The 21594-nt window shown below is 44.5% G+C and carries 16 protein-coding genes; 15 read left to right on the top strand and 1 reads right to left on the bottom strand.

The features are described 5' to 3' along the window. The first annotated feature begins 92 nt into the window (after positions 1-92). From V7M78_RS05840 to V7M78_RS05785, 12 genes are all read left to right on the top strand, one after another. Positions 93-1169: a bifunctional glycosyltransferase family 2/GtrA family protein gene (locus V7M78_RS05840; RefSeq protein WP_333647378.1), complete on the top strand. Its 1077-nt coding sequence runs from the start codon at positions 93-95 to the stop codon at positions 1167-1169. A gap of 10 nt (positions 1170-1179) precedes the next feature. Then, positions 1180-3546 (top strand): glycosyltransferase family 2 protein, encoded by a 2367-nt coding sequence (locus V7M78_RS05835; protein ID WP_333647376.1) that lies wholly within the window; start codon positions 1180-1182, stop codon positions 3544-3546. Next, positions 3461-5326 (top strand): hypothetical protein, encoded by a 1866-nt coding sequence (locus V7M78_RS05830; RefSeq protein ID WP_333647374.1) that lies wholly within the window; start codon positions 3461-3463, stop codon positions 5324-5326. The genes V7M78_RS05835 and V7M78_RS05830 overlap by 86 nt, the downstream gene beginning before the upstream one ends. 1088 nt (positions 5327-6414) lie before the next feature. Further along, positions 6415-7299, top strand: a complete 885-nt coding sequence (locus tag V7M78_RS05825; RefSeq protein WP_333647372.1) for an SDR family oxidoreductase — start codon at positions 6415-6417, stop codon at positions 7297-7299. Positions 7300-7468: 169 nt separating this feature from the next. After that, complete coding sequence (locus V7M78_RS05820; RefSeq protein ID WP_333647370.1) at positions 7469-8476, top strand: LacI family DNA-binding transcriptional regulator; 1008 nt, start codon at positions 7469-7471, stop codon at positions 8474-8476. A 46-nt stretch (positions 8477-8522) separates the two neighbouring features. Beyond that, entirely contained in the window at positions 8523-10853 is a 2331-nt protein-coding gene (locus V7M78_RS05815; protein WP_333647368.1) for a glycoside hydrolase family 65 protein, read from the top strand. Continuing rightward, positions 10850-11512 (top strand): beta-phosphoglucomutase, encoded by a 663-nt coding sequence (pgmB, locus tag V7M78_RS05810; protein ID WP_333647366.1) that lies wholly within the window; start codon positions 10850-10852, stop codon positions 11510-11512. Before V7M78_RS05815 ends, pgmB begins: the two co-directional genes overlap by 4 nt. Positions 11513-11525: 13 nt before the next feature. Further along, positions 11526-12239, top strand: a complete 714-nt coding sequence (locus V7M78_RS05805; RefSeq protein ID WP_333647364.1) for a phosphatase — start codon at positions 11526-11528, stop codon at positions 12237-12239. A gap of 84 nt (positions 12240-12323) precedes the next feature. Continuing rightward, the gene (locus V7M78_RS05800) at positions 12324-13619 is read left to right on the top strand and encodes a sugar ABC transporter substrate-binding protein (protein WP_333647362.1); all 1296 of its coding nucleotides are present in this window, start codon (positions 12324-12326) and stop codon (positions 13617-13619) included. Between the two features lie 4 nt (positions 13620-13623). Continuing rightward, entirely contained in the window at positions 13624-14499 is an 876-nt protein-coding gene (locus tag V7M78_RS05795; RefSeq protein ID WP_333647360.1) for a carbohydrate ABC transporter permease, read from the top strand. Beyond that, on the top strand, positions 14496-15311 hold the full coding sequence (locus V7M78_RS05790) for a carbohydrate ABC transporter permease (protein WP_333647358.1): 816 nt from the start codon (positions 14496-14498) through the stop codon (positions 15309-15311). Before V7M78_RS05795 ends, V7M78_RS05790 begins: the two co-directional genes overlap by 4 nt. Positions 15312-15582: 271 nt before the next feature. After that, positions 15583-16911 (top strand): APC family permease, encoded by a 1329-nt coding sequence (locus V7M78_RS05785; RefSeq protein ID WP_333647356.1) that lies wholly within the window; start codon positions 15583-15585, stop codon positions 16909-16911. A gap of 81 nt (positions 16912-16992) precedes the next feature. Here V7M78_RS05785 and V7M78_RS05780 read toward each other — a convergent pair whose 3' ends face one another. Then, complete coding sequence (locus tag V7M78_RS05780; RefSeq protein ID WP_333647354.1) at positions 16993-17976, bottom strand: LacI family DNA-binding transcriptional regulator; 984 nt, start codon at positions 17974-17976, stop codon at positions 16993-16995. A 285-nt stretch (positions 17977-18261) separates the two neighbouring features. Here V7M78_RS05780 and V7M78_RS05775 point away from each other — a divergent pair, with 285 nt between their 5' ends. The 3 genes from V7M78_RS05775 to V7M78_RS05765 all read left to right on the top strand — a co-directional run bounded on the left by V7M78_RS05775 (position 18262) and on the right by V7M78_RS05765 (position 21589). Continuing rightward, positions 18262-19644: a sugar ABC transporter substrate-binding protein gene (locus tag V7M78_RS05775; RefSeq protein ID WP_333647352.1), complete on the top strand. Its 1383-nt coding sequence runs from the start codon at positions 18262-18264 to the stop codon at positions 19642-19644. A gap of 179 nt (positions 19645-19823) precedes the next feature. Continuing rightward, complete coding sequence (locus tag V7M78_RS05770; RefSeq protein ID WP_333647350.1) at positions 19824-20735, top strand: carbohydrate ABC transporter permease; 912 nt, start codon at positions 19824-19826, stop codon at positions 20733-20735. Further along, complete coding sequence (locus V7M78_RS05765) at positions 20735-21589, top strand: carbohydrate ABC transporter permease (RefSeq protein WP_333647348.1); 855 nt, start codon at positions 20735-20737, stop codon at positions 21587-21589. Before V7M78_RS05770 ends, V7M78_RS05765 begins: the two co-directional genes overlap by 1 nt. The last annotated feature ends 5 nt before the right edge of the window (positions 21590-21594 follow it).

The raw sequence follows: 21594 nt of genomic DNA, 5'->3' as shown, positions 1-21594 counted from the left end.
TCCTTGGCCCTCATCTATTGACTTTGCACCTATGAAACCGATATGATTAGGCCGGTACTTCGAGTTCTCCAAACAGATGGGGGTTAGCGAAAATGAGCCAAAACATGAAAAGAAGCATTGTTCTTATTCCGTCTTTGGAACCAGATGAAAGACTGACCGTTTATGTAAGGGAACTGAACCGATATAAGGCATTCCACATCGTTGTTGTGGATGACGGGTCAGGAAAGGAATACGGCCATATCTTCCGGGAATTGGAGAGAGAGGGGTGTACCGTACTCCATCATGGTAAAAACCAGGGAAAGGGCTGTGCTCTTAAGACTGGATACCAATATATAAAGGAGAATCTGTCCGGCTGCAGCAGTGTGATAACGGCAGATTCTGACGGCCAGCACATGGCAGAGGATGTATACAGGCTGGCAATGGCGGCCGGAGATTGTCCGGATGGCCTTTGGCTGGGTGTGAGAGACTTTAAGAAGGCAGGGGTCCCCCCAAAGTCACTCATAGGAAACCGCATCACATCTCTGGTGTTTGCAGGTCTGTATGGAAATTACATTCCTGATACTCAGACAGGTTTAAGGGCATTCGGCCCAAAGCTTATGGATCAGATGCTGAATATAAAGGGAGACCGGTTTGAATATGAGACTCAGGTTTTGATTTCCTGTATCAGGTCAAAGGTTCCCGTTCGTACCATTCCCATTGAGACTGTTTATGAAAAGGGAAATGAAGGAACTCATTTCCATGCCCTTTGGGACAGCTTGTCGGTTATGAAGGTGGTTGTCTCAGGGTTTATGAAGTTTTTCTCCGTGTCTCTTGTCAGTACAGTAATTGATATGGCTGTTGCCTGGGTGCTGTTTGACTTGTTAAGAACGGTTATGGAGGGACAGGATTTTCTGCGCATCATGGCCGCTACGGCAGCCGCACGGTGCATGTCCATGTCCTTTAATTATGTAATGAATAAAAATTTTGTGTTTCAGAAAGGACGGGACAAGGGTCACGGACTGGCCCGGTATCTGGTACTGAGCGGTGTCAATATGCTGCTTTCAGCAGCAGGTGTTTACATGCTTCACCAGATGCTGGGTCTTGATGAAAAATTGGTAAAGATGGTGTGTGATGCCTGTCTGTTTGTTTTCAGCTATCACATGCAGCAGCGGTGGGTGTTTTGCCTATAGGAGGCTGGCTATGAAAAACGAAGAAAAGAAGCGGAACAGAATATTTATTACAGCCATGGTTTTGATGACCATTTATCTGGGGTGGCGTGCTGTATTTACTCTGCCTGTTCATGATGGCCTGCTCAATCTGATATTTGGGATTCTTCTTCTGGCAGCAGAAATCGTTACTGTATTTACCACCTTTGAGCTTTTTTACCAAAAGATGAAGATGAATAAATTTCGTTTGGAGTGTCCTGTCATACCGGAGGAGTATTATCCGGATGTAGATGTTTTTATAGCGACTCACAATGAGCCGGAAGAGATTCTGTATAAAACGGTCAATGCCTGTACCTTTATGGATTATCCGGATAAGAAAAAGGTGCATATTTACCTGTGCGACGATGGAAATAGGAAGGAGATCGCAGACCTGGCGGCCCGGTTTGGCGTGGGATATCTGGGGCTTGCTGATAATAAGGATGCAAAGTCAGGGAATTTAAACAATGCATTAAGCAAGACTTCCTCTCCTCTGATTGCCACCTTTGATGCGGATATGATTCCTCAGCATACCTTTTTGATGAAGACCGTTCCTTATTTTATGCTTTCAGAATTTATTAAAGAAGATGGGCAGTGGAGGCTTCGCAGGGAAGAGGAACGGACTGACGATTTCAAAATGGGGCTGATTCAGACACCTCAGAGTTTTTACAACCCGGATTTATTTCAGTTCAATTTATATGCGGAAAGAAATATTCCCAATGAACAGGATTTCTTTTCCAGAGAAGTTAATATTATGAGAAATTCTTCCAACTCTGTGGCCTATACAGGAAGCAATACGGTAATTTCAAGAGCGGCTATGGAAGAAATTGGAGGGTTTCCTTTAAATACCATTACAGAAGACTTTGAAACCAGCATACGCATACAGAAAGCCGGATACATTACTTATGCGACGGATGAAATCCAGGCTGCCGGGCTTACTACCACTACGGTCAAAAGCATGTTAAAGCAAAGGGTCCGCTGGGCTGGAGGTGTGATTCAAAGCCTTCAGAATACCAATGCGGTTTTTACTTCAAAGCTTCCTCTGCTTTCCAGGATTACTTATTTAAACAGCTTTTTATATTGGTGGTCCTTTTTCAGCAGGCTCATATTTATTCTGGCACCTATTTTGTTTGCTTTGTTTGACTTCAGGATCGTTAACAGTAACTTCTGGGATGTGGTGGTCTTCTGGCTTCCGGCTTACTTTTTTTACAGCTTATCCATGCGTTATTTGTCGGGAAATGTAAGAAATCAGAGATGGAGCCAGGTTATTGATACCATATTTATGCCTTATCTCATTGTGCCGGTGCTCCTTGAGACATTTCAGATTCATCAGAAGAAGTTTAAGGTTACGAATAAAAAGAAGGAGTCAGGCGGCACTGGCTGGGATTTTATGATTTATGCCATTCCTCATGGAATTCTTCTGGCTCTGTCTGTGGCAGCAATGGTCCGTTATGTAAATGGGAAGTACGGCTGGGCTTTGTTTTACAGCAGTATTATTATATTCTGGATCAGCTATAATATGGTCGCATTGCTTTATGCCATATTTTTTATGCTGGGCAGGAGAGCGTACCGAAGCAGCGAGAGAATCAGGGCTGAGGAGAAAATCTTTATCAGGTATGAGAACTTAAAATATGAAGCGGCGACTGTAGATGTTTCAGAGAACGGGTTGTCTTTCTGGTCAAAGGAGCCGGTTTATATTCCTGAGGATGAAACCATAGATTTTCGGATTGAAACATCCGGTTATGAGGCGTGTTTAAAAGGGAAGATTGTTTATGTGAGAGAACAGGATAAGGGCTGGCGCTATTCCGCAGCAGTTGAGGCGGTGGAAGAGAAGGACAGGCGGCAGTATATGCAGATTATATATGACAGAACCCATTCCCTGCCGATGAAAATGGATTTGTGGATTACGGCTTATGATGACATTTTGAGAAATATCAAAAGCCGTTTGAGCAGGCCCTTTTCCCATAAGAGAAAGCAGCCCAGGATCAGGCTGGACAAAGAGATTGTTTTCTCCAATGGGGCTTCCTGCAGGCTGGTGGATTTTAATTATCGTTATTTTTCTGTTTCTGATTTTCATGCAAATGGAAGCTCGGACAGTATATTTGTTTATCACACGGTAAATGAAGTTCCGTTGATTTTGAGGCGGACAGGAATTTATATAAAAGGTTCATCAGAGGAGCTTCTGGAACTTGATAACTTAAAGGACCTTATCAGAAAAAATCAGCTTGATCAGATTTTGGCTGATACAGAAAACAGTGATAACAATGAGGGGTTAAAAGATGAATGTTATAATCAGTATTCTGATGACGGCAGCGGTTCTTTGCTCCCTGTGGGGCTTGATGATTCTGACAAGAACAGCGCTTAAGCTTCAGGCAGAATTCATACCTGTTTTTGTTTGTTCGGCAATTGGATGCTGGGTTTATTTTTGCGGGCTGGCGGGATATTTGTTTCAGGGGTCTGTAGCCTTGCTGATTGCCGGAATGGTCCTGTTTTTCATATATGTGATTCCTGTAATCAGACAGAGAGGGTACGGCAGGTTCCGGCCCTCTCTGTTTCAGGTCACCTTTGCATTGGGGAGTTTGCTGTTTTTTCAGCTGCTTATAGCGGACAAGCTGATTCATTATGATAATTTTTCTCATTGGGCTATTGTTGTTAAACAGATGCTTATTACGGATGCATTTCCGGATGCCGGGTCCAGTCTGATTGATTTTAAAAATTATCCTTTGGGCACTTCTTCTTTTATCTATTTTATCTGCCGCTTTGTGGGAAATGCCCAGGAGATTATGGTGACGGCTCAGGGGATTTTGATTTTTTCCTGTTTTTATGCTGTTTTTGGGATTGTAAAGGAAAAGAGACGGTTTCTGCTTTATGCATTTCTGGCGGCGGGCTGTTCTGTTTTGTCGGTGTTTAATATTACTATCAGGATCAGCAATCTGCTGGTTGATTTTTTACTTCCGATATATACTCTTGTTTTGTTTACGGTGGCATATTGGTACAGGGGAGAGATAAAAAGGGCGTGTATTGCTGTTGTGCCCATAGCCGGGTTTTTGATGATAATAAAAAATACGGGGATTATATTTGCGGGGATTGGGCTGATTTATCTGGTTTATGTGTGGATCAGCCATAGGGAGAAGGACTTTTGGAAAAATGGGGCGGCGGTGTTTCTTTCTATTGCAGGAGCCTCTGTGACCTATGTTTTATGGACGCTTCATATGGCTTGGGGATTTCAGGGGGTGGAAAATAAGTTTGAAATTTCAGGAGATTCGGTGGGAAGCCTTTCTGCCGGAAAAAGCGGGGAGGAAGTCAGCCAGATTATTTCTTTGTTTATCAAGTCTGTATTTGACTTATCCAGCCGCCCTGCCATGGGCGTTGCAGGATTTCATATTGCTGCGGTTTTGGCCAGTGTTCTTGCGGCAGTATTGATAAAAAAGAGCTGGAAGCTGTGGAAGGCATTGATTGCTCTTGATGTTGTTTTGGTGGTATATTATCTGGGGATATTGGGACTTTATATTTTTTCTATGCCCCTTGATGAAGCCCTGCGTTTGGCGGGATTTGAGCGTTATGCCTCCAGCATTGTGATTTTGTTTGCGGGGGGATTGGTTTTATGCGCAGCAGTTGATATTGAAAACTCCTTTTATTATAGAGGAGATGTGATGCCTGCGTATAAGGCTTTTAAATCTGTGCAGAGCAAAGACAGGTATCAAAAGGGGATTATTATTTTTTCTGCACTGGCTGTAAGCCTTTTGATGTCGGAATACAATGGGATGAAGTCTATACAGAAGAATTATAAGAAGACTTTGCCTTATAAGGTATATGAGGTGACAGGGGACCGCTGGCCTTATGGGGGAAAGGTGGATGAAAGCCGGTATTTGCTTTATGCTTCTGATACTGACGGACAGGTGACGGATTATTATTTGCAGTACATCGCAAAGTATATGCTTTATGCAGATTATGTGGATGGGATTTGTGCATTTTATGAGGATAATATGGAGAATCTGCTGAGTGGATATGATAGTCTGGTTGTGGTGGAGAGTGACAGAGATGCGAAGTACCTTTTGAAAAAGCACTTTGATGTATCGGGAGAGGAAGGGATTTATCGGGTTGAACGTTCTGAGGGCGGGGTGAGCCTTGTGGAGGGGCAGTGATTATTGCGTATGAAGTGTGCTTTATATGTAATAATCTATTGAATCCTGTTGGCAGATATGGTATATTAAAATTACAAAAGGAACAACCGCCCCAATACAAGGGGTTGGCCTAATACTCAGAATAGAATACTACCCTTTCAACTGGCCAAAGTTTACAAGGGTAGTTTTTCTATGCCCATTTCTGGGACTTTTATAGAAAAATGTTACTTACAATTATAAAAAATAAAGGTAAGCAATGCGATGATAAACATTCCAAAGGCCATGAGGTCCTCAAAATCATACTTCATCTGCACCACCTCCCATCTATGTAATGATGGAAGGCCAACGCCCTTGCAGTGACACGGTTGTTCCATGCCATAATGATAGCATATCCTTTTTTGGAGTACAATTGTTTTTTAAATACTTTTCTCAGGCAGCAGGCTATAATGGCTCTACTGCTTTTTTTGCTATAAGACTACATGATAGGTAAAAAGGGTAGAAATACTTTCTGCATTTGGTATAATGAATTTATTAAACAGATGGGAGTGGACATTAATATATTTATCTATAGGTACTTTATTACTTATAGGTACTTCACTACTTATAGGTACTTGAATACTAATACCAGATATGTTATATTAGAATTACAAAAGGAACAACCGCCCCAATACAAGGGGTTGGCCAATGATAATGATAGAAAACTCCATCCTTTCAACTCGGTCAAAGTATACAAGGGTGGTTTTTCTATGCCCATTTCTGGGACTTTTATAGAAAAACGCTACTTACAATTATAAAAAATAAAGGTAAGCAATGCGATGATAAACATTCCAAAGGCCATGAGGTCCTCAAAATCATACTTCATCTGCACCACCTCCCATCTATGTAATGATGGAAGGCCAACGCCCTTGCAGTGACACGGTTGTTCCATGCCATAATGATAGCATATCCTTTTTTGGAGTACAATTGTTTTTTCAATACTTTTCCCGGCAGCAGGCTATAATGGCTCTACTGCTTTTTTGCTGCTATAAGACTACGTGATAGGTAAAAAGGGTAGAAATACTTTCTGCATTTGATATAATGGACTTATCAAACAAACGGGAGCGGAAGATATGAAAAAGAGAATGATGGTTACTGGAGCGGACGGCTTTCTTGGGTCAAGGATTGCAGCATATTATGAAAATGAATATGAGGTGATACGGGCTAGTCGCAGTGACTTGGATACTACGGATAAATACGCCGTTGCAGAATTTATAAAAGAGAAAAAACCTGCAGCAGTAATTCACTGCGCCGCAATATCTGATGTGGGAACATGTGAAAAGAACCCTGAACTTTCTGAGGCAGTTAATTTACATGGAACTGTGAACTTAGCAAAGGCGTGTAAAGAAAGCGGCAGCAGGCTCCTTTTCATGAGCTCTGACCAAATTTATGCCGGAAGCAAACTGGAAAGGCCAAATCTGGAAACAGACCATATACCTTTGATCAATGTTTACGGCCGGCACAAGAAGCAGGCGGAAGAAAAAATCCTGGATATTTTGCCTCATGGGATATGTCTGCGCCTTTCCTGGATGTATGATTTTCCTGTAAGGGGATTGAAAAGCAGCAATAATCTTCTGGTCAGGCTGTTAAAGGCCTTGATCCAGAACCAGACAGTCAGTCTTTCGATCCATGATTACAGGGGAATTACCTGGGTTCAGGATGTGGTGAAGAACATAGAACCTGCCATGGAACTGCCCGGCGGCATCTATAATTTTGGCAGCGAAAGCACCTGTTCTTCCTATGAAACTGGAATCCGGGTTCTTGGTATGCTGGCTCATAATGAAGACAAGAGGCAGCTTGTGCTTCCAAATGATGATGGTTTTGCAGGCGGTATCAGAAATCTGTCAATGAACATAGAAAAGCTGAGATCCCAGGGACTGGATTTTCCGGAAACCATATCAGGATTTGAAAAATGCCTTGAAAACAGTCCCGAATACGTCACGGCTTTGCTTCGGTAAACAGGAAGCCATCAAGGTTTACTCACTCAACTTTGTGAAATTGTAAACAATTACTAAGAAATGTGAAAAATATACAATAAATAGATACAAAATATAGAAGATTAGTCAATGGACAAATAAAATACTGTGATATATATTATTTATAACGTTTCAAGTTTGGAGGAATTGTATGAAAGAAACATATAACTTGAAAGATGTTGCAAAGCTGGCTGGAGTCAGTCTTGGGACGGCCTCTAAGGTGCTGAATCACATTTATGTAAAGCCGGATCTTCGGACCCGCGTCGAGGAGGCGGTAAAGGAGCTGAACTATACACCCAATGTTATAGCCAGAAGCTTAAAGGTCAATTCCACAAAAACCGTTGGAATCATGATTCCTGATATTTCAAGCCCTGTAATCAGCAAGGTGGTGAAGGGAATTGAGGATTTTAACAGGCAGAAGGGATATAACGGCATTATTTACCAGACGGCTTTGGAGCTTAACGGAGAAAAACAAGCCATTGAAACCTTTGTCAGAAGTAAGGTGGATGGTATTTTCTACATTGGAAATACAGTTGAGGCCCAGATTGCAGAGAGGTTAAAGGAAATCAGGATACCTGTGGTGTTTATTATGACCAGCTACCAGGATGAGGCATTTTCCAGTGTGACCATTGACAATGAGCAGGCTGCTTTTGTGGCCGTGGATCATCTTTGCAGCAGAGGGCATAAGAGTATTCTTATGATGGCAGGAGAGAAGAACGATCCCAATGCAGGTGAACCCCGTTTAAAGGGATATTTGAGAGCTTTGAAAAAACACGGGATTGAACCTGACCTGGACTTAATTCATCATGGAGGCTACCGGCTTCAAAGAGGATATGAGGACATGAAGGGCTTTCTTCAAGGCAAAAAGGAGTTTTCTGCATTATTTGCCGTGTCTGACGAGGTTGCCATAGGTGCGGTAAAGGCCTTGCTGGAAAGCGGAATCCGGGTTCCCGAGGATGTATCTGTTTTTGGATTTGACGGAATTGAGATGATCAATTATATTGAGCCTTCTATCAGCAGTATTTCCCAGCCGTTTTATGAGTTGGGAAGTGAAGCAGCGAAAATTCTTATGAGCTGCATTGGGGAAGATAAGAATAACATTCACAAAGTATTGCCATTTCGTTTGATTGAAAATAAATCAGTGAAAGATCACTGGTAAAAATTTTGAATAAATATGAAACGTTTCAAGTTAGGAGGCTATAACATTGAACAGTCAGATTGATAGTTGGAAAATCGTAGAACATGAATTTAAGCTCTGCCGCAATGCCAACCAGGAGTCCCTATTTACCCTTGCAAATGGATTTATCGGCATGAGAGGGGATGGAGAGGAGCCGATTTCCAACGGCTTCAGCAAGCCGGGTACCTTTATCAATGGTTTTTTTGAAAAGGCGGCTATTATTTACGGAGAATCAGCCTACGGATTTGCGAAAAATAAGCAGATCATGCTGAACGTCTGCAATGCAAAGCAGTTGACCATCATGGTGGATGGAGAGGAGTTTCATCCAGAGCACTCCAGAATGGAGTCCTATTACAGGGAACTGGATATGAAGTCCGGAATTGAGATCAGGAAGTTGGTCTGGATTACGGAATCCGGGAAAAAGATTCTCATTGAAAACAGAAATCTGGTGAGCATGACACGAAAGTTTGTGGCTGCCAGGGAATGCAGTGTGACACCTCTTAATTTTTCCGGTCCCATACAGATAGAATCTTATCTGGAAGGCAGTAAGTACATAGAAGAAAAGACAGATGACCCCAGAGTTGAGGAAGGTTTGGGAGATGGGGATTTTCGGGTAACTGAGCGGACCCACATGGAACACCTTGGAAGGAAGACCGCTTTTATGAAGCAGTCTGCAAAGAATTCCGGTCTTTCTGTTGCTTGTACCGTAACTGAAAGCATATCACAGGATTGCAATGAGGTGAGGGAAGCAGAAGAAGACTGGCTTCTCGCCAGATACTTAATCAATGTTTCGGAAAATGAACCGGTAAAGCTGCAAAAATATATTAGCTATGTGACCAGCCAGAGGGAGTTTCAGGACTGTTATGAAAAGACTTCAGCCGGTCAGGCATGTGAGGCGGCTGATGCAGGCTTTGAACAGCTTTTAAAGGAACAGGCCCTCTTTATGGAGGAGTTCTGGAGTCACGGGGATGTGGCAATTAAAGGGGACCCTTCCCTTACCCAGTCTATCCGGTTTAACCTGTTTCATCTTCTTCAGTCCACGGGGCGGGATTCCTTTACCAGTACTGCTTCCAAGGGGCTGAGCGGAGAGGGCTACGGTGGCCATTATTTCTGGGAATCTGAGGCTTATATTGCTCCGGTGTTTCTGTTTTTGGATGAAACCATTGCAAAAAGCATGCTGGAATACCGCTATACCATACTGGATAAGGCCAGGGAACAGGCCAGGCTTATGGGCCACGAAACAGGTGCTTTGTACTCCTGGAGAAGCATTGACGGAGAAGAGGCTTCCGCTTACTTCCCGGCAGGTTCGGCCCAGTATCATATAAACGGGGATATTGCCTTTGCCGTAGTACGGTATCTGGATGCAACTCTTGATATGGATTTTCTGGAAAAATGCGGTTTGGAGATTCTTTTGGAGACTGCCAGAATCTGGGCGGATATGGGGCATTACTCAGCCTTAAAGGATGGGAAGTTCTGCATTGACTGTGTCACCGGGCCGGATGAGTATACAGCCATCGTAGACAACAACTGCTACACCAATTTAATGGCAAGGGAAAACCTCTGGAATGCTGTAAAGTATGCCAGGTTCTTAAAGGCGGAGAACGGAAAGAGATATGAGGAGATTGCAGAAAAAATCGGCTTAAAGGTTCAGGAGCTGGAGGAATTCCAGAAGGCAGCGGATTTGATGTATATTCCTTATGATGAGAAATTGCAGATTCATATGCAGGATGACACCTTCCTTTATAGAAAGGTGCTGGATTTAGATAAGATTCCGGAACAGAATTTCCCGTTGCTGCTTCACTATCATCCCTTATTTATTTACCGCCATCAGGTATGCAAGCAGCCGGATCTTCTGCTGGCACAGTTCTTTCTTTTCAACCGGTTTACGAATGAGGAGAAGAAACGGAACTTTGATTATTATGAAAAGCTGGCAACCCACGATTCTTCTTTATCCGTCTGTATTTTCTCGGTTATGGCGGCGGAAATCGGAGAGGTGGACAAGGCCTACGATTATTTCATGCAGTGCATTCGGACGGACCTTGACGATATGCAGAAAAATACAAAAGATGGGCTTCACATGGCCAACATGGCAGGGGCTTGGATGTCCATTGTCCATGGCTTTGCAGGCATGAATGCAGCGGAAGGAGAGTTATCCTTTAAGCCAAAACTTCCGAAACAGTGGGAAGGGTATGAATTCTCTGTAAGGTACAGGGGAAAGGAAATCAAGGTTGAGGTAGACAGAATGGGAGTGTCCTATGAGATGAAATCAGAAGGCCGGCTTACCATAACCCATTGGGGAGAAGCGGTAGATGTGGACTTTGGAAACAAAAGAGTGTTTAAATGGGGAGAAGAAGGATGAGAGAGATAAAGACCTGCATCTTTGATATGGATGGAGTGATTTGTGACACCGCCAAATATCATTTTTATGCATGGAAAAAGCTTGGGGACCGGCTTGGAATTGTTTTTACAGAACAGGACAATGAAAGGCTGAAAGGGGTAAGCCGGATGGAGTCCCTGGAAATTTTATTAAGCCTTTCGGACAGGACTTATGCGGAAGAAGAAAAGCTTTCCTTTGCAGAAGAAAAGAATAAAAATTATGTGGATTATATCAGTGCAATGGATAAAAACGAGATATTGCCGGGGGTTCTGGAGGTTTTGGAATATTGCAGAAAAGAAGGAATTAAAACTGCCTTGGGTTCAGTGAGTAAAAATGCAGGAATTATTCTGGACCGGCTTAAGCTTTGGCCTTACTTTGATGCAGTGATTGACGGAACCAAGGTGGTGAGGGCCAAGCCGGACCCGGAGGTGTTTTTAAAAGGAGCCGGAGAGACAGGAGCAGAGCCTTCCTGCTGTGTGGTGTTTGAGGATGCTTATACTGGAATTGAAGCTGCCAGGGCCGCCGGAATGCTGGCGGTGGGAATCGGAAGTGAACAGGCTCTTCCTAATGCTGATTTTGTAATCAGGGGATTTGAGGAAATGAGTGCAGAACAGCTTATAAATAGAATCAGACAATTTTAAAGGAGATGAGTGAATGTATTCAGTGATCGAAACACATTACCACACCGTTGCCTCGGGACATGCTTACAGCACTGTGTTGGAGGGTGTGGCATATGCCAAACGGTATGGAATGAAAGGACTGGCGGTTACGGATCACGGGCCGGAGATGCCGGGGGCCCCTCATATATGGCATTTTGGAAATCAAAGCGCCATTGGGACTGAGGTTGACGGAATCCGAATCCTTAAAGGTGCGGAAGCCAATATTATGAACTTTGACGGAGAGCTGGATATTACGGAGGAGTTCTTAAAGAAGCTGGACTGGGTTATCGCATCCTATCATGTTCCGTGCTGTACCCCGGGAACTCCGGAGGATCACACCAGAGGCTATTTCCATGTGATTCACAATCCCTATGTGGATGTTCTGGGCCATTCCGGAAATGACGACTACGTTTATGATTATGAGAAGGTGATCTTAGAGGCTAAGAAATACAATAAGATCATTGAGATAAATGCTCATTCTCCCATCGGAAGGCCGGGCTCAAAGGAGAGGTGCCCCATAATTGCAGAGCTTTGCAAGAAGCATGGAGTCTGGGTCGTGGTTTCCACAGATGCCCACTTTGCAGCTAAAATAGGCAAGGTGGATCTGGCTATGGAAATGCTTCAGAGCATTGATTTCCCGGAAGAGCTGATTTTGAACATGGATGAGGAACGGTTTTTCCGATATCTGGAAAACCGTAAGAGACCGTAAAGATATCTTTTATACAGCCTGCAAAAACAGGGAGGATAAAAGGTTTCGATAAATATTTAACAAAAAATGAATGGAGGGTTTATTATGAAATCAAGAGCATTAGTAACAGCAGCAGCGGCTGTAATGACAGCAGCATTTGCACTGACCGGGTGTTCCGGCGGGGCTCCTAAGGCAGAGGCTACCAAGGCAAACGAGGCTTCAAAAGCAGAGGCCGGACAGGAAACGGAAAAGGAAAAGAAGGATGTGACATTGAACTTTGCTATTCCGTTGGCAGAGGAAGAGTGGCAGGTATTCCGTGAGGACGTGTTCAAGCCTTTTGAAGAGCAGACAGGAATTAAGATCAACGGAATCCAGATGGAAAATAAGGATATGGAGAACAAGCTGGATGCTTTAAAGCAGGCAGGAAAGCATGAGATCGACATTTTTGCGCCCAGCACCGTATATCTTCCGGGAATCATTGATAAGGAGCTGGCAGAGGACTTGACCGGTGGAATTGAGATTCCTGATTCCATTCCGGAGAACTTATACAAAGAGTTCCAGTTTGACAGCAAGGTGCAGTTTGTACCCCTTCGTCCCAATGTACAGACCAATTACTACTACAAGGACAGGTTTGAGAAATACGGGCTGGAAGCACCTAAGACCTGGGATGAGCTGCTAAACGTGGCAAAGAAGCTTTATGAAGAGGAAGGCGTTGGCCGTGTTGCCATTCAAGCTAATGCAGGATCAGCTCTTACCATTACATCCCTTGAATTTATCCGTTCTGCAGGCGGCGATCCTCTGGTACTGAATGATGAAGGCTCTGTAAAGGCATTTACCTTCCTTCAGGAGCTGTGGCCTTACCTGTCTCCGGAATCCAAGAGAGCTGATTTTAACGTAATCAATGAGCTTCTTGCAACAGAATCCATTTATTACGGTGCCAACTGGCCGTACTGTGCGACAGTGGTGGTTAAGGATGGCGGAAAAGACCAGGTTGTTTCTTATGTTGGATTTGAAGGACCGGAGGGTATTTCCAAGGTTACTACAACAACGGTTATGGGTATTGTTAATGGAACTCCTAATAAGGAAGAAGCTGTTCAGTTCCTGGAATACTTAATGTCAGAAGAAGTTCAGAACACCTTATTCAGCAAGCTGGGATGGGCTCCGGCACGCAGCGATGCCTTCGGAGAAATCGAAGAGTGGCAGAAACCTTTTGTTGAGGATGTACAGGAAGCTCTTCAATTTGCACAGTCAAGGCCAATCGTGCCATACTGGTCTGATGTGGATAAGGCAATTAACGACGCATTTAAGGATATTGTAATAGACGGAAACAAGGATGTTCAGGGTACCCTTGATAAGTACCATGATCAGATTGAGGCGGCAAAGGCTCAGAAGGGTGAGTGATTGAGTGAAACAACAGAGGGATACGAAGAAATTTTTAAAGAAAAATGGATTTAACATTTTACTGATTCTTCCTCTTATTGTATTTATTTTCAGCTTTACCATTGTACCTATTATAAGAACTGTTTTAATTAGCTTTCAGGACCCGGCTTCTTCGGCCTGGACCGTTGATAATTATAAAAGCGTTATTACCAGAGGTATTTTTGGGGAGGCAATTTTCAATACCCTTGCCATTACCGTTATCGGGCTTATTTTACAGATGACCCTGGGATATCTCATTGCTACCATGCTTCGGCAAACTTTTGTGGGGAAGGGGCTTGCAAGGACTCTTGTGCTCCTCCCCATGGGAGTCCCCACCATGGTATCCGGTGTTGCCATGCTCTATTTGTTCAGCACCTCAGGCTATATCAATGAAGTCCTCTATCGGCTCAGTCTTGCGCCCATTCCAATTGACTGGACAGCTACCAAGCTGCGAAGCCTCCTTGTGATCGCAGTTGCAGATAGCTGGAAGGTCATGCCCATGGTGGTGATGCTCTTTCTGGCCGGTCTGGAGGCAATTCCAACGGAAATTTATGAGGCGGCCAATGTGGATGGAGCGGGAACCATGGCTAAGTTCTGGCACATCACCCTTCCTCAGTTAAAAGCTACGGTGACTATGACGGTTCTGACCAGGGTGGTGGATCTTCTCAGGATTTTCGAGCTTCCCAAGGTATTGGTGGGGCAGAGCACTCCGTTTTTAGCCACCATTGCCTATGAAGAATATTCTTATAACAATCATGCCAACTCGGCAGTGGCGTCAACTTTGCTTCTGATGATTATTCTGGTGATTGTTTCACTTTATATGTTCTTTGTGGAACGGGAAAGGAAGGTGAAGAGGCCATGAAAAAGAATGTGAAAAAAGCGCTGTTTTATGCTTTGATGCTTCTGGTCTGCCTGATCATGATCAGCCCGGTCTATATTCTGGCTAAGGTTTCCTTCAGTGCCAAGGCTGAGGTTCTGACCCAGCACCCGACCCTGCTCCTTCACAATCCCACTCTGGAACACTGGAGCAATGTATTCCGGGCCGGAAATTTATGGGAGCCCTTAAAGCGCAGTCTGCTGGTTTCTACTGGAACAACCCTGCTTGCCATGTTGATTGTGGTTCCCGCTTCTTATGTGGTTTCCAGAATGTCAAAGAAGATGAGGTATGTTTTTATCCTGTCGCTGTTCTTTACGAGAATGATCCCCAGCGTGGCCATTGCCCTTCCCATCTCCGTTACCTTTATTAAGATGAATTTGACGGATACGGTGCAGGGGTTGATCCTGGCTAATATGATAAGCCAGATTCCCTTTATGGCCTGGATTCTGGTGTCGTCCTTTTCCGGGATACCGGTCACTTTGGATGAGGCTGCGGCCATTGACGGGGCGGGTAAGTTTCAGATCATACGTCTGGTAATCCTTCCGGTTGCCATGCAGGGAATTGCGGTAGCTGCCATGTATGTATGGCTCAATGCATGGAATGAATTCACTTATGCCATGTACTTGTCCACCAACTCAAAGACCCTGCCCCTTATGATTTACTATTATGTGTCAAGAGGAAGTGTGTTTGAGAGAGCTGCTTACTCCACCATTCTGGCTATTCCGGTTATATTGCTTACGTTTGTGCTTCAGAGATATTTAAAGCCGGATTATCTGGGCGGTTCGGTGAAAGGATAAAGGGGGAAACGGTACCCTTTGTCGGGAATATATTAAAAAAGGGCGTTGATCTTTTTGGATCAATGTCCTTTTTTAATATTACACTTTCGTTTTATCTTTTTTTATACAGGAAGATATGTTAATATGTATACTGAATTTGAGAAAATCAGGATTCCGGATCTGCCTGAATTCTTATCCGGATACAGCAAAGAAATGTTATAAGAATATATGCTTGGAGAGCACCAATGAAAATATTGGTTCTGGCAGGCGATAAAGGAGAAAAGCAATTATTATGAACAATAATCAAGGACTTAAAAAGAATTTAGGCGTTGCGACAGCCATGTCAATTGTGGTAGGCTGCGTCATCGGTGCCGGTGTATTTTTTAAGCCGTATGCCATTTATCAGGCCACGGGCGGCGCTCCCGGTATGGGTATGCTGGCATGGATCGCCGGCGGTTTTGCAAGTATCGTAGCTGCCCTTACCTTTGCTGAGGTGGCAGTCCTCATCCCAAAGACCGGCGGCATGGTGGCTTATCTGGGTGAGGTTTACAACGAAAAAATCGGTTTCCTGGCCGGTTGGATGCAGACGGTGATTTTTTATCCTGCTTTTTTGGCAGGCTATGGGGTTAAGGTTGGTTCAGAGCTGGGTACCTACATAGGCATGCAGTACGTTCTGCCTATAGCTATGGCAGTAATCATCACCTTAGTGGCCCTGAACACACTGGGATCTAAAACTGCCGGCGGCATTCAGGTGGTGTCTACCATATGCAAATTGATACCTCTGTTGCTTTTAATGATCTTTGGCTTTATTTTCGGCAGTGAAAAAAATCCTGTCTTTACCCCAATGGTTGCAGAGGGCAAAAACTCGGCAGCCGTTCTCGGCTCTACACTGCTGGCAGTTCTTTTTGCCTTCGAGGGCTGGACTAATGTAGGAACCATCGCAGGCGAGATGAAAAATCCCAGCAGGGACCTTCCCCGGGCAATTGTTGGAGGTGTCTCCATCATCATGGCTGTATATTTCATTATTAACATAGCTTATTTGAAGGTAATACCGGCGAATCAGCTTATGAACTTGGAGTCTCCTGCTTCCGCAGTGGCAATGAAGATTTTCGGGCCAACAGGTGGCCTGCTGATTAAAATCGGCATTGTCATTTCCGTTATCGGCGCTGCCAACGGGTTCCTCATGTCAGGATCCCGGGTTGCCTACTTGCTGGCCTGCCAGAATACTTTGCCCGCAAGCAACCGCATAAGCAGTTTAAATAAACATCACGTACCGGCCAATTCCATCATCTTAGTAGGATTTTTAGCTTGTCTTTATTCTTTAAGCGGCAAGTTTGACATGCTGACTGATCTTGCAGTATTTTCCTGTTGGATTTTCTATACCTTGACCTTTGCTTGTGTAATGAAGCTGCGCAGGACAAAGCCTGACCTTCCGCGCAAGTACAAGGTGCCTTTTTATCCTGTCGTTCCGATTTTGGCAATTTTAAGCGGCTTATATGTAATGGTAAGCCAGCTTTTCCTGTCAGGTTCTTTCGCCAGGCTGCTGTCTATCGGCAGTATTGCCATCACCTTATTGGGTCTGCCGGTATATATTCTTGTAAAGAGACATTATAGCAAGTAAACTTAAAAACCACGGCTGCGCTGGCTTTATCAGCGCTACCGTGGTTTTTTCATACTTAAATATTTTGCATGATAAGTATTGTTACCATCCCGTAGACTGGCGTTTGACTAAGGAGACGGGAAGAACCAGCTTGCTGGGAACGGTTTCCCGGCTGCTGGACTTGATCAGAGAGTCTACGGCCATTTCCGCCATTTCCTTTGTGGGCTGGTGTATGGTGGAAATCTGGGGAGTGGTCAGGGATGAGAGGGCAACGTCATCAAAGCCCACTAATTTTATATCATCGGGAATCTGTTTTCCCATCTCAGCACAGACCTGAATGACCTGGGCGGCAATCAAATCACTGCTGGCGAAGATGCCGTCAGTATTTGGAAGGCCTAAAAGGGTCTGCCTGATGGAATCCCGGTAATCCATGGAATAATAGGTATTGTCCCTGGTCCATACGATCTCAAAATCAACGCCGTGTTTTTGACAGACATCCTTAAATGCCTGGCTCCGGCTGTCACCGGGCATTTCCTGGTCAATGATTCCGCTGAAATGGATTAAGTTTTTGCAGCCGCAGGTGATCAGATGCTCTGCCGCCAGCCGTCCGCCCTCGTAGTTGTCACATAGAATGGTAGAGGCACACAAGGGGCTGTTGCACTCAATGGCTACAAAGGGGATTCCCTGCTGGGTGTACTGTTCCGAAGCCAGAATCATTCCGCAGAAAATAATTCCCACCGCCCGGTTGCTTTTGCATAAGTCAATGTATTCCGCCTCCCGTGAGTGATCCTCCTTGGAATTGCAGAGCAGAATCTTAAAGCCCCGTTTAGAAGCCGCATTTTCCAACTGGCTGATAAGCTGGGCAAAATAGGGGTGTGTAATGTGGGGGGTTATGATGCCTATGGTATTGGTCACCTGCTTGGAAAGGGAGCGGGCCAGCTCGTTGGGCCGGTAATGGAGTTCATCCATGGCCTGTTTTACTTTGTGCTTTGTCTCTTCGCTGAGATACCCTCTGTTGTTAATTACCCGTGAAACCGTGGTCACGGTAACGCCTGCCTTTTCAGCCACATCTTTTAATGTCGGCATAAGCTCCTCCTGAATTATGATGTTTCTTTCGTGTTAATCGCTTAACTTATGACTATCATACCACAAAAGAAAAAAATGCGCAAACAGGGATAGTAAATTCATACAAATTCCGATAAAGGATATACAAAACAGCAAATTGAAGAAAATAAATGAATTAATTACTGTATAAATAGCATTAAAAATGTGAAAAATAAGACAAATAAATTATACAAAGTTTATATCAACCGCTTGACATATCATAAACAGAGATATATAATGAGCCTATCAAATAAAAGAGGAGGAAGCATGACGGCTCCAGACTGTCATGCGGAAGAGACTATGAGACAATTGTGGAAAAAAGCAGCAGTTGGTATGGCTGTGCTGGCATTTTCAGTTTCAGCAGCCGGCTGTGGAGAAAAGGTGACGGATACTCCTACTACTGCCGCCCAGAGCGAAGCAGGAAGCCAGGGAGAGAGCCAGGCCGAAGGCACTGAGGGAGCAGGAAGCATCAAGGTATGGGTCAGCTCCGGTGCAGAAGATGACATCTATCGTGAGATGTTTAAGAAAATGGAAACAGAGATGAATCTGGAAATCAATGATGAGTACTATCCAAAGGATGAGCTGGACACCAAGATGCAGGTGGCTCCCGTTGTTGGAGATGCTCCTGATATGATCATTGCCGATTACCTTCAGATTCCGTCTTATTATGAAGCAGGCATGATCGAAGCCTTAGAGGACCGTATGCCGGAGGATATTAAGTCCGACCTGCTTCAGTCTATTATCGATGAGTCCACCTATGACGGACATATGGTTACCACAGCCCAGTTCGACGCAGGTATGGCTCTTTGGGCTAACAAATCCATGCTGGAGGCAGCAGGTGTGCGCATTCCTGCCAGCTATAAGGACGCCTGGGACAAGGCTGAATTTGAAGATGTACTTGCAAAGCTGAAAGCCAGCGGAGTGGAATATCCTCTTTATATCCGCCAGAACAAGCCTTCTTCCCTGTACTTCACCTTTATGCCGGTTCTTGCCAGCTTCGGAGGAGACTATGTAAACCGTGACACCATGCTGACAGAAGGCGTTCTTGACAGCGAGGAAACCATTGCAGCTTATTCTTACATTAGCTGGCTTGTTGACCAGGGATATATCAACGGTGCCTGCGATTATGAAGATGCATTTTATGGAAGAAAAGAAAGTGCCCTTGCTCTTTTAGGCCACTGGAAATACACCGATCACGTGACCAATCTTGGAGACGATGCTATTTTAGTTCCTGTTCCTGACTTTGGAAAGGGCGTTTACACCTGCTCCGGTTCTGTTGTTTGGGCTATGACCACAGCAGCAAAGGACAACGGAACAGCAGATGCCGTATGGTCTGTTATGGAAGCTTCCCTTCAGCCGGAATATATCAGCCAGATGGTTGACTTTAACGGAGCCATTCCTTCCAGAAAATCCGTTCTGGACACAAGGGAAGAGTTAAAAGAAGGCGGACGTATGTACTTATACCGTGAGCAGTTAGAGGCAGGCATTTCCGTATTAAGACCTTTGACTCCTGCCCACATGACTATTTACAGTGCTATGGAATCTGCTACTGCTGATATCATCGGAGGAGCTGATGCAGCAGAGGCGTTAAAGGAAGCGTCTCAGTCCATTGACGAGATCATTCTTGAAAACGAATGGAATCTTGAATAATTTTTAGAAACAAATAACCGGGGGTGTTGCAAAATGAATTTTTCATACAAGATATTGGCGCTGATCAAGCAGCCATAAACCGATCTTGTTGAACTTTTGCATTTTGCAGCAGCCCCCGGTTTATTGAAGGAGGCGGTCAGAGGCCGTCATTTACAGGCTTCATCAGAGGAGGAAAAAAGATGAAAGGACAATTAAAAACAGGAGCCAGACGAGGACTTCGGGACGGCCAGACACGGACTGCCTGGATGTTCTGTGCACCCGCATTGATCCCCATTACGCTGTTTATTATATTGCCTTTCTGCATGTCCATTGTTTATTCTTTCACAAACAGGATGCTGGTGCAGAAGGCGGGAAAGGCCGTTGAATTCGTGGGCCTGAAAAACTTTATCAAGCTGGCCACAAACGGAGCGGCCCGGCAGGCATTTCTCAATACTGCGGTTTACGCCCTGCTGGTAGTTCCGGTGATTGTGATTTTAGGAATCATGCTGGCGGTTCTGGTAAACAACTCCTTAAAAGGGGTGAAGCTGTTCCGTACCATTTATTTCAGTCCCCAGATCATCACCATGACTGTTGTGGCTATTGTGTGGTCCTTTATTTTCTCTCCAGGACCTGATGGACTGATGAACTCCGCTCTCAGAGCCTTTGGAATGGCGCCTCAGGCCTGGCTGCAGGATTCCAGGTGGGCGCTGTTTTGTATTGCAGTCATGTATATCTGGCAGTCTCTTGGAATGGAAATGCTGATTATCTTAGGCGGACTTCAGTTTATTTCAGAGGACTTATACGAGGCAGGCCGAATGGATGGCTGCAATGCTTCCCAGCGGTTCTGGTACATTACCGTTCCCATGCTGAAAAATACGCTGGTATACGTTCTGATTTCAACCACCATCAACACCTTGAAATTATTTACCCAGGTATATGTGCTGACAAACGGAGGCCCAAAGGGGTCTACCACCTCGGTTATCTACCTGCTGTATAAATCCGGTTTTGTAAACAATCAGCTTGGCTATTCTTCTGCCATTGCCGTTGTGTTCTTCCTGATCGTGCTTACAATATCCTTGATTCAAAATAAAGTATTAGGGAGGGATAACTGATGAGATCAGCCATGTCAAAAGAAAAGAAAATGATGTATCTGTTTTTGATGTACGCAGCTTATATCCTGGTGGCTTTTATATTTATAGCTCCCATTGTTTATATGACAGTTTCCTCCTTAAAAACAGACTCTCAGATCGTGGCGGATATGTCTACTTTTAAGGCATTTCTCCCGGTGGGAACCCTGACCTTTGACAACTTTACACAGGTAATTCAGCGTGTGGATTTTATGAAGTTCTTTAAAAACTCTGCCGTAGTGGCCGTGATTAACGTATCCCTGGTGGTTATTGTAAACGCCATGATCGGATATGCCCTGGGACTTCTGGACTTTAAGGGAAAAGACCTGATGATCGCCCTGATCATCGCATTGTCCATTATTCCTACGGAGGCTGTTGTTATAAACCGTTTCATGATAGCCAATGAATTTCGGATGCTCAACAGCTATGCAGGACTGGCTCTGCCTACCATCGGTTATCCTATGTATATCTTTCTGTATTACAACCATTTTAAAGGGATGCCAAAAGAACTTATGGAAGCGGCCATTGTGGATGGAGAGTCTTATGCAGGAATATTCTGGCGGATCATGCTGCCCCTGTCAAAGCCTATCTGCGCTACTGTGACCATTATGGCATTTATCCGTACCTGGGGCGATCTGCTGTGGCCCACTCTGGTGACCAGAGATGAGACATACCGGACCCTGCCATTGGCTCTGCGGGCTCTTTCTACAGACGTATATATTTTCTGGGGACAGATTTTTGCATTTGCAACCTTAATGACCATTCCGGTGTTCATCATTTTCCTCATGTTCCAGAAACAGTTTATCCAGTCTCTGACCATGTCGGGAATCAAGGGTTAGGAGAA

It is taken from the genome of Lacrimispora sp. (assembly GCF_036758025.1).
Lineage (GTDB): Bacteria > Bacillota > Clostridia > Lachnospirales > Lachnospiraceae > Lacrimispora.
Note: the sequence above shows the minus strand (reverse complement) of the source record. Positions and strands in the feature narration are given on the sequence as shown.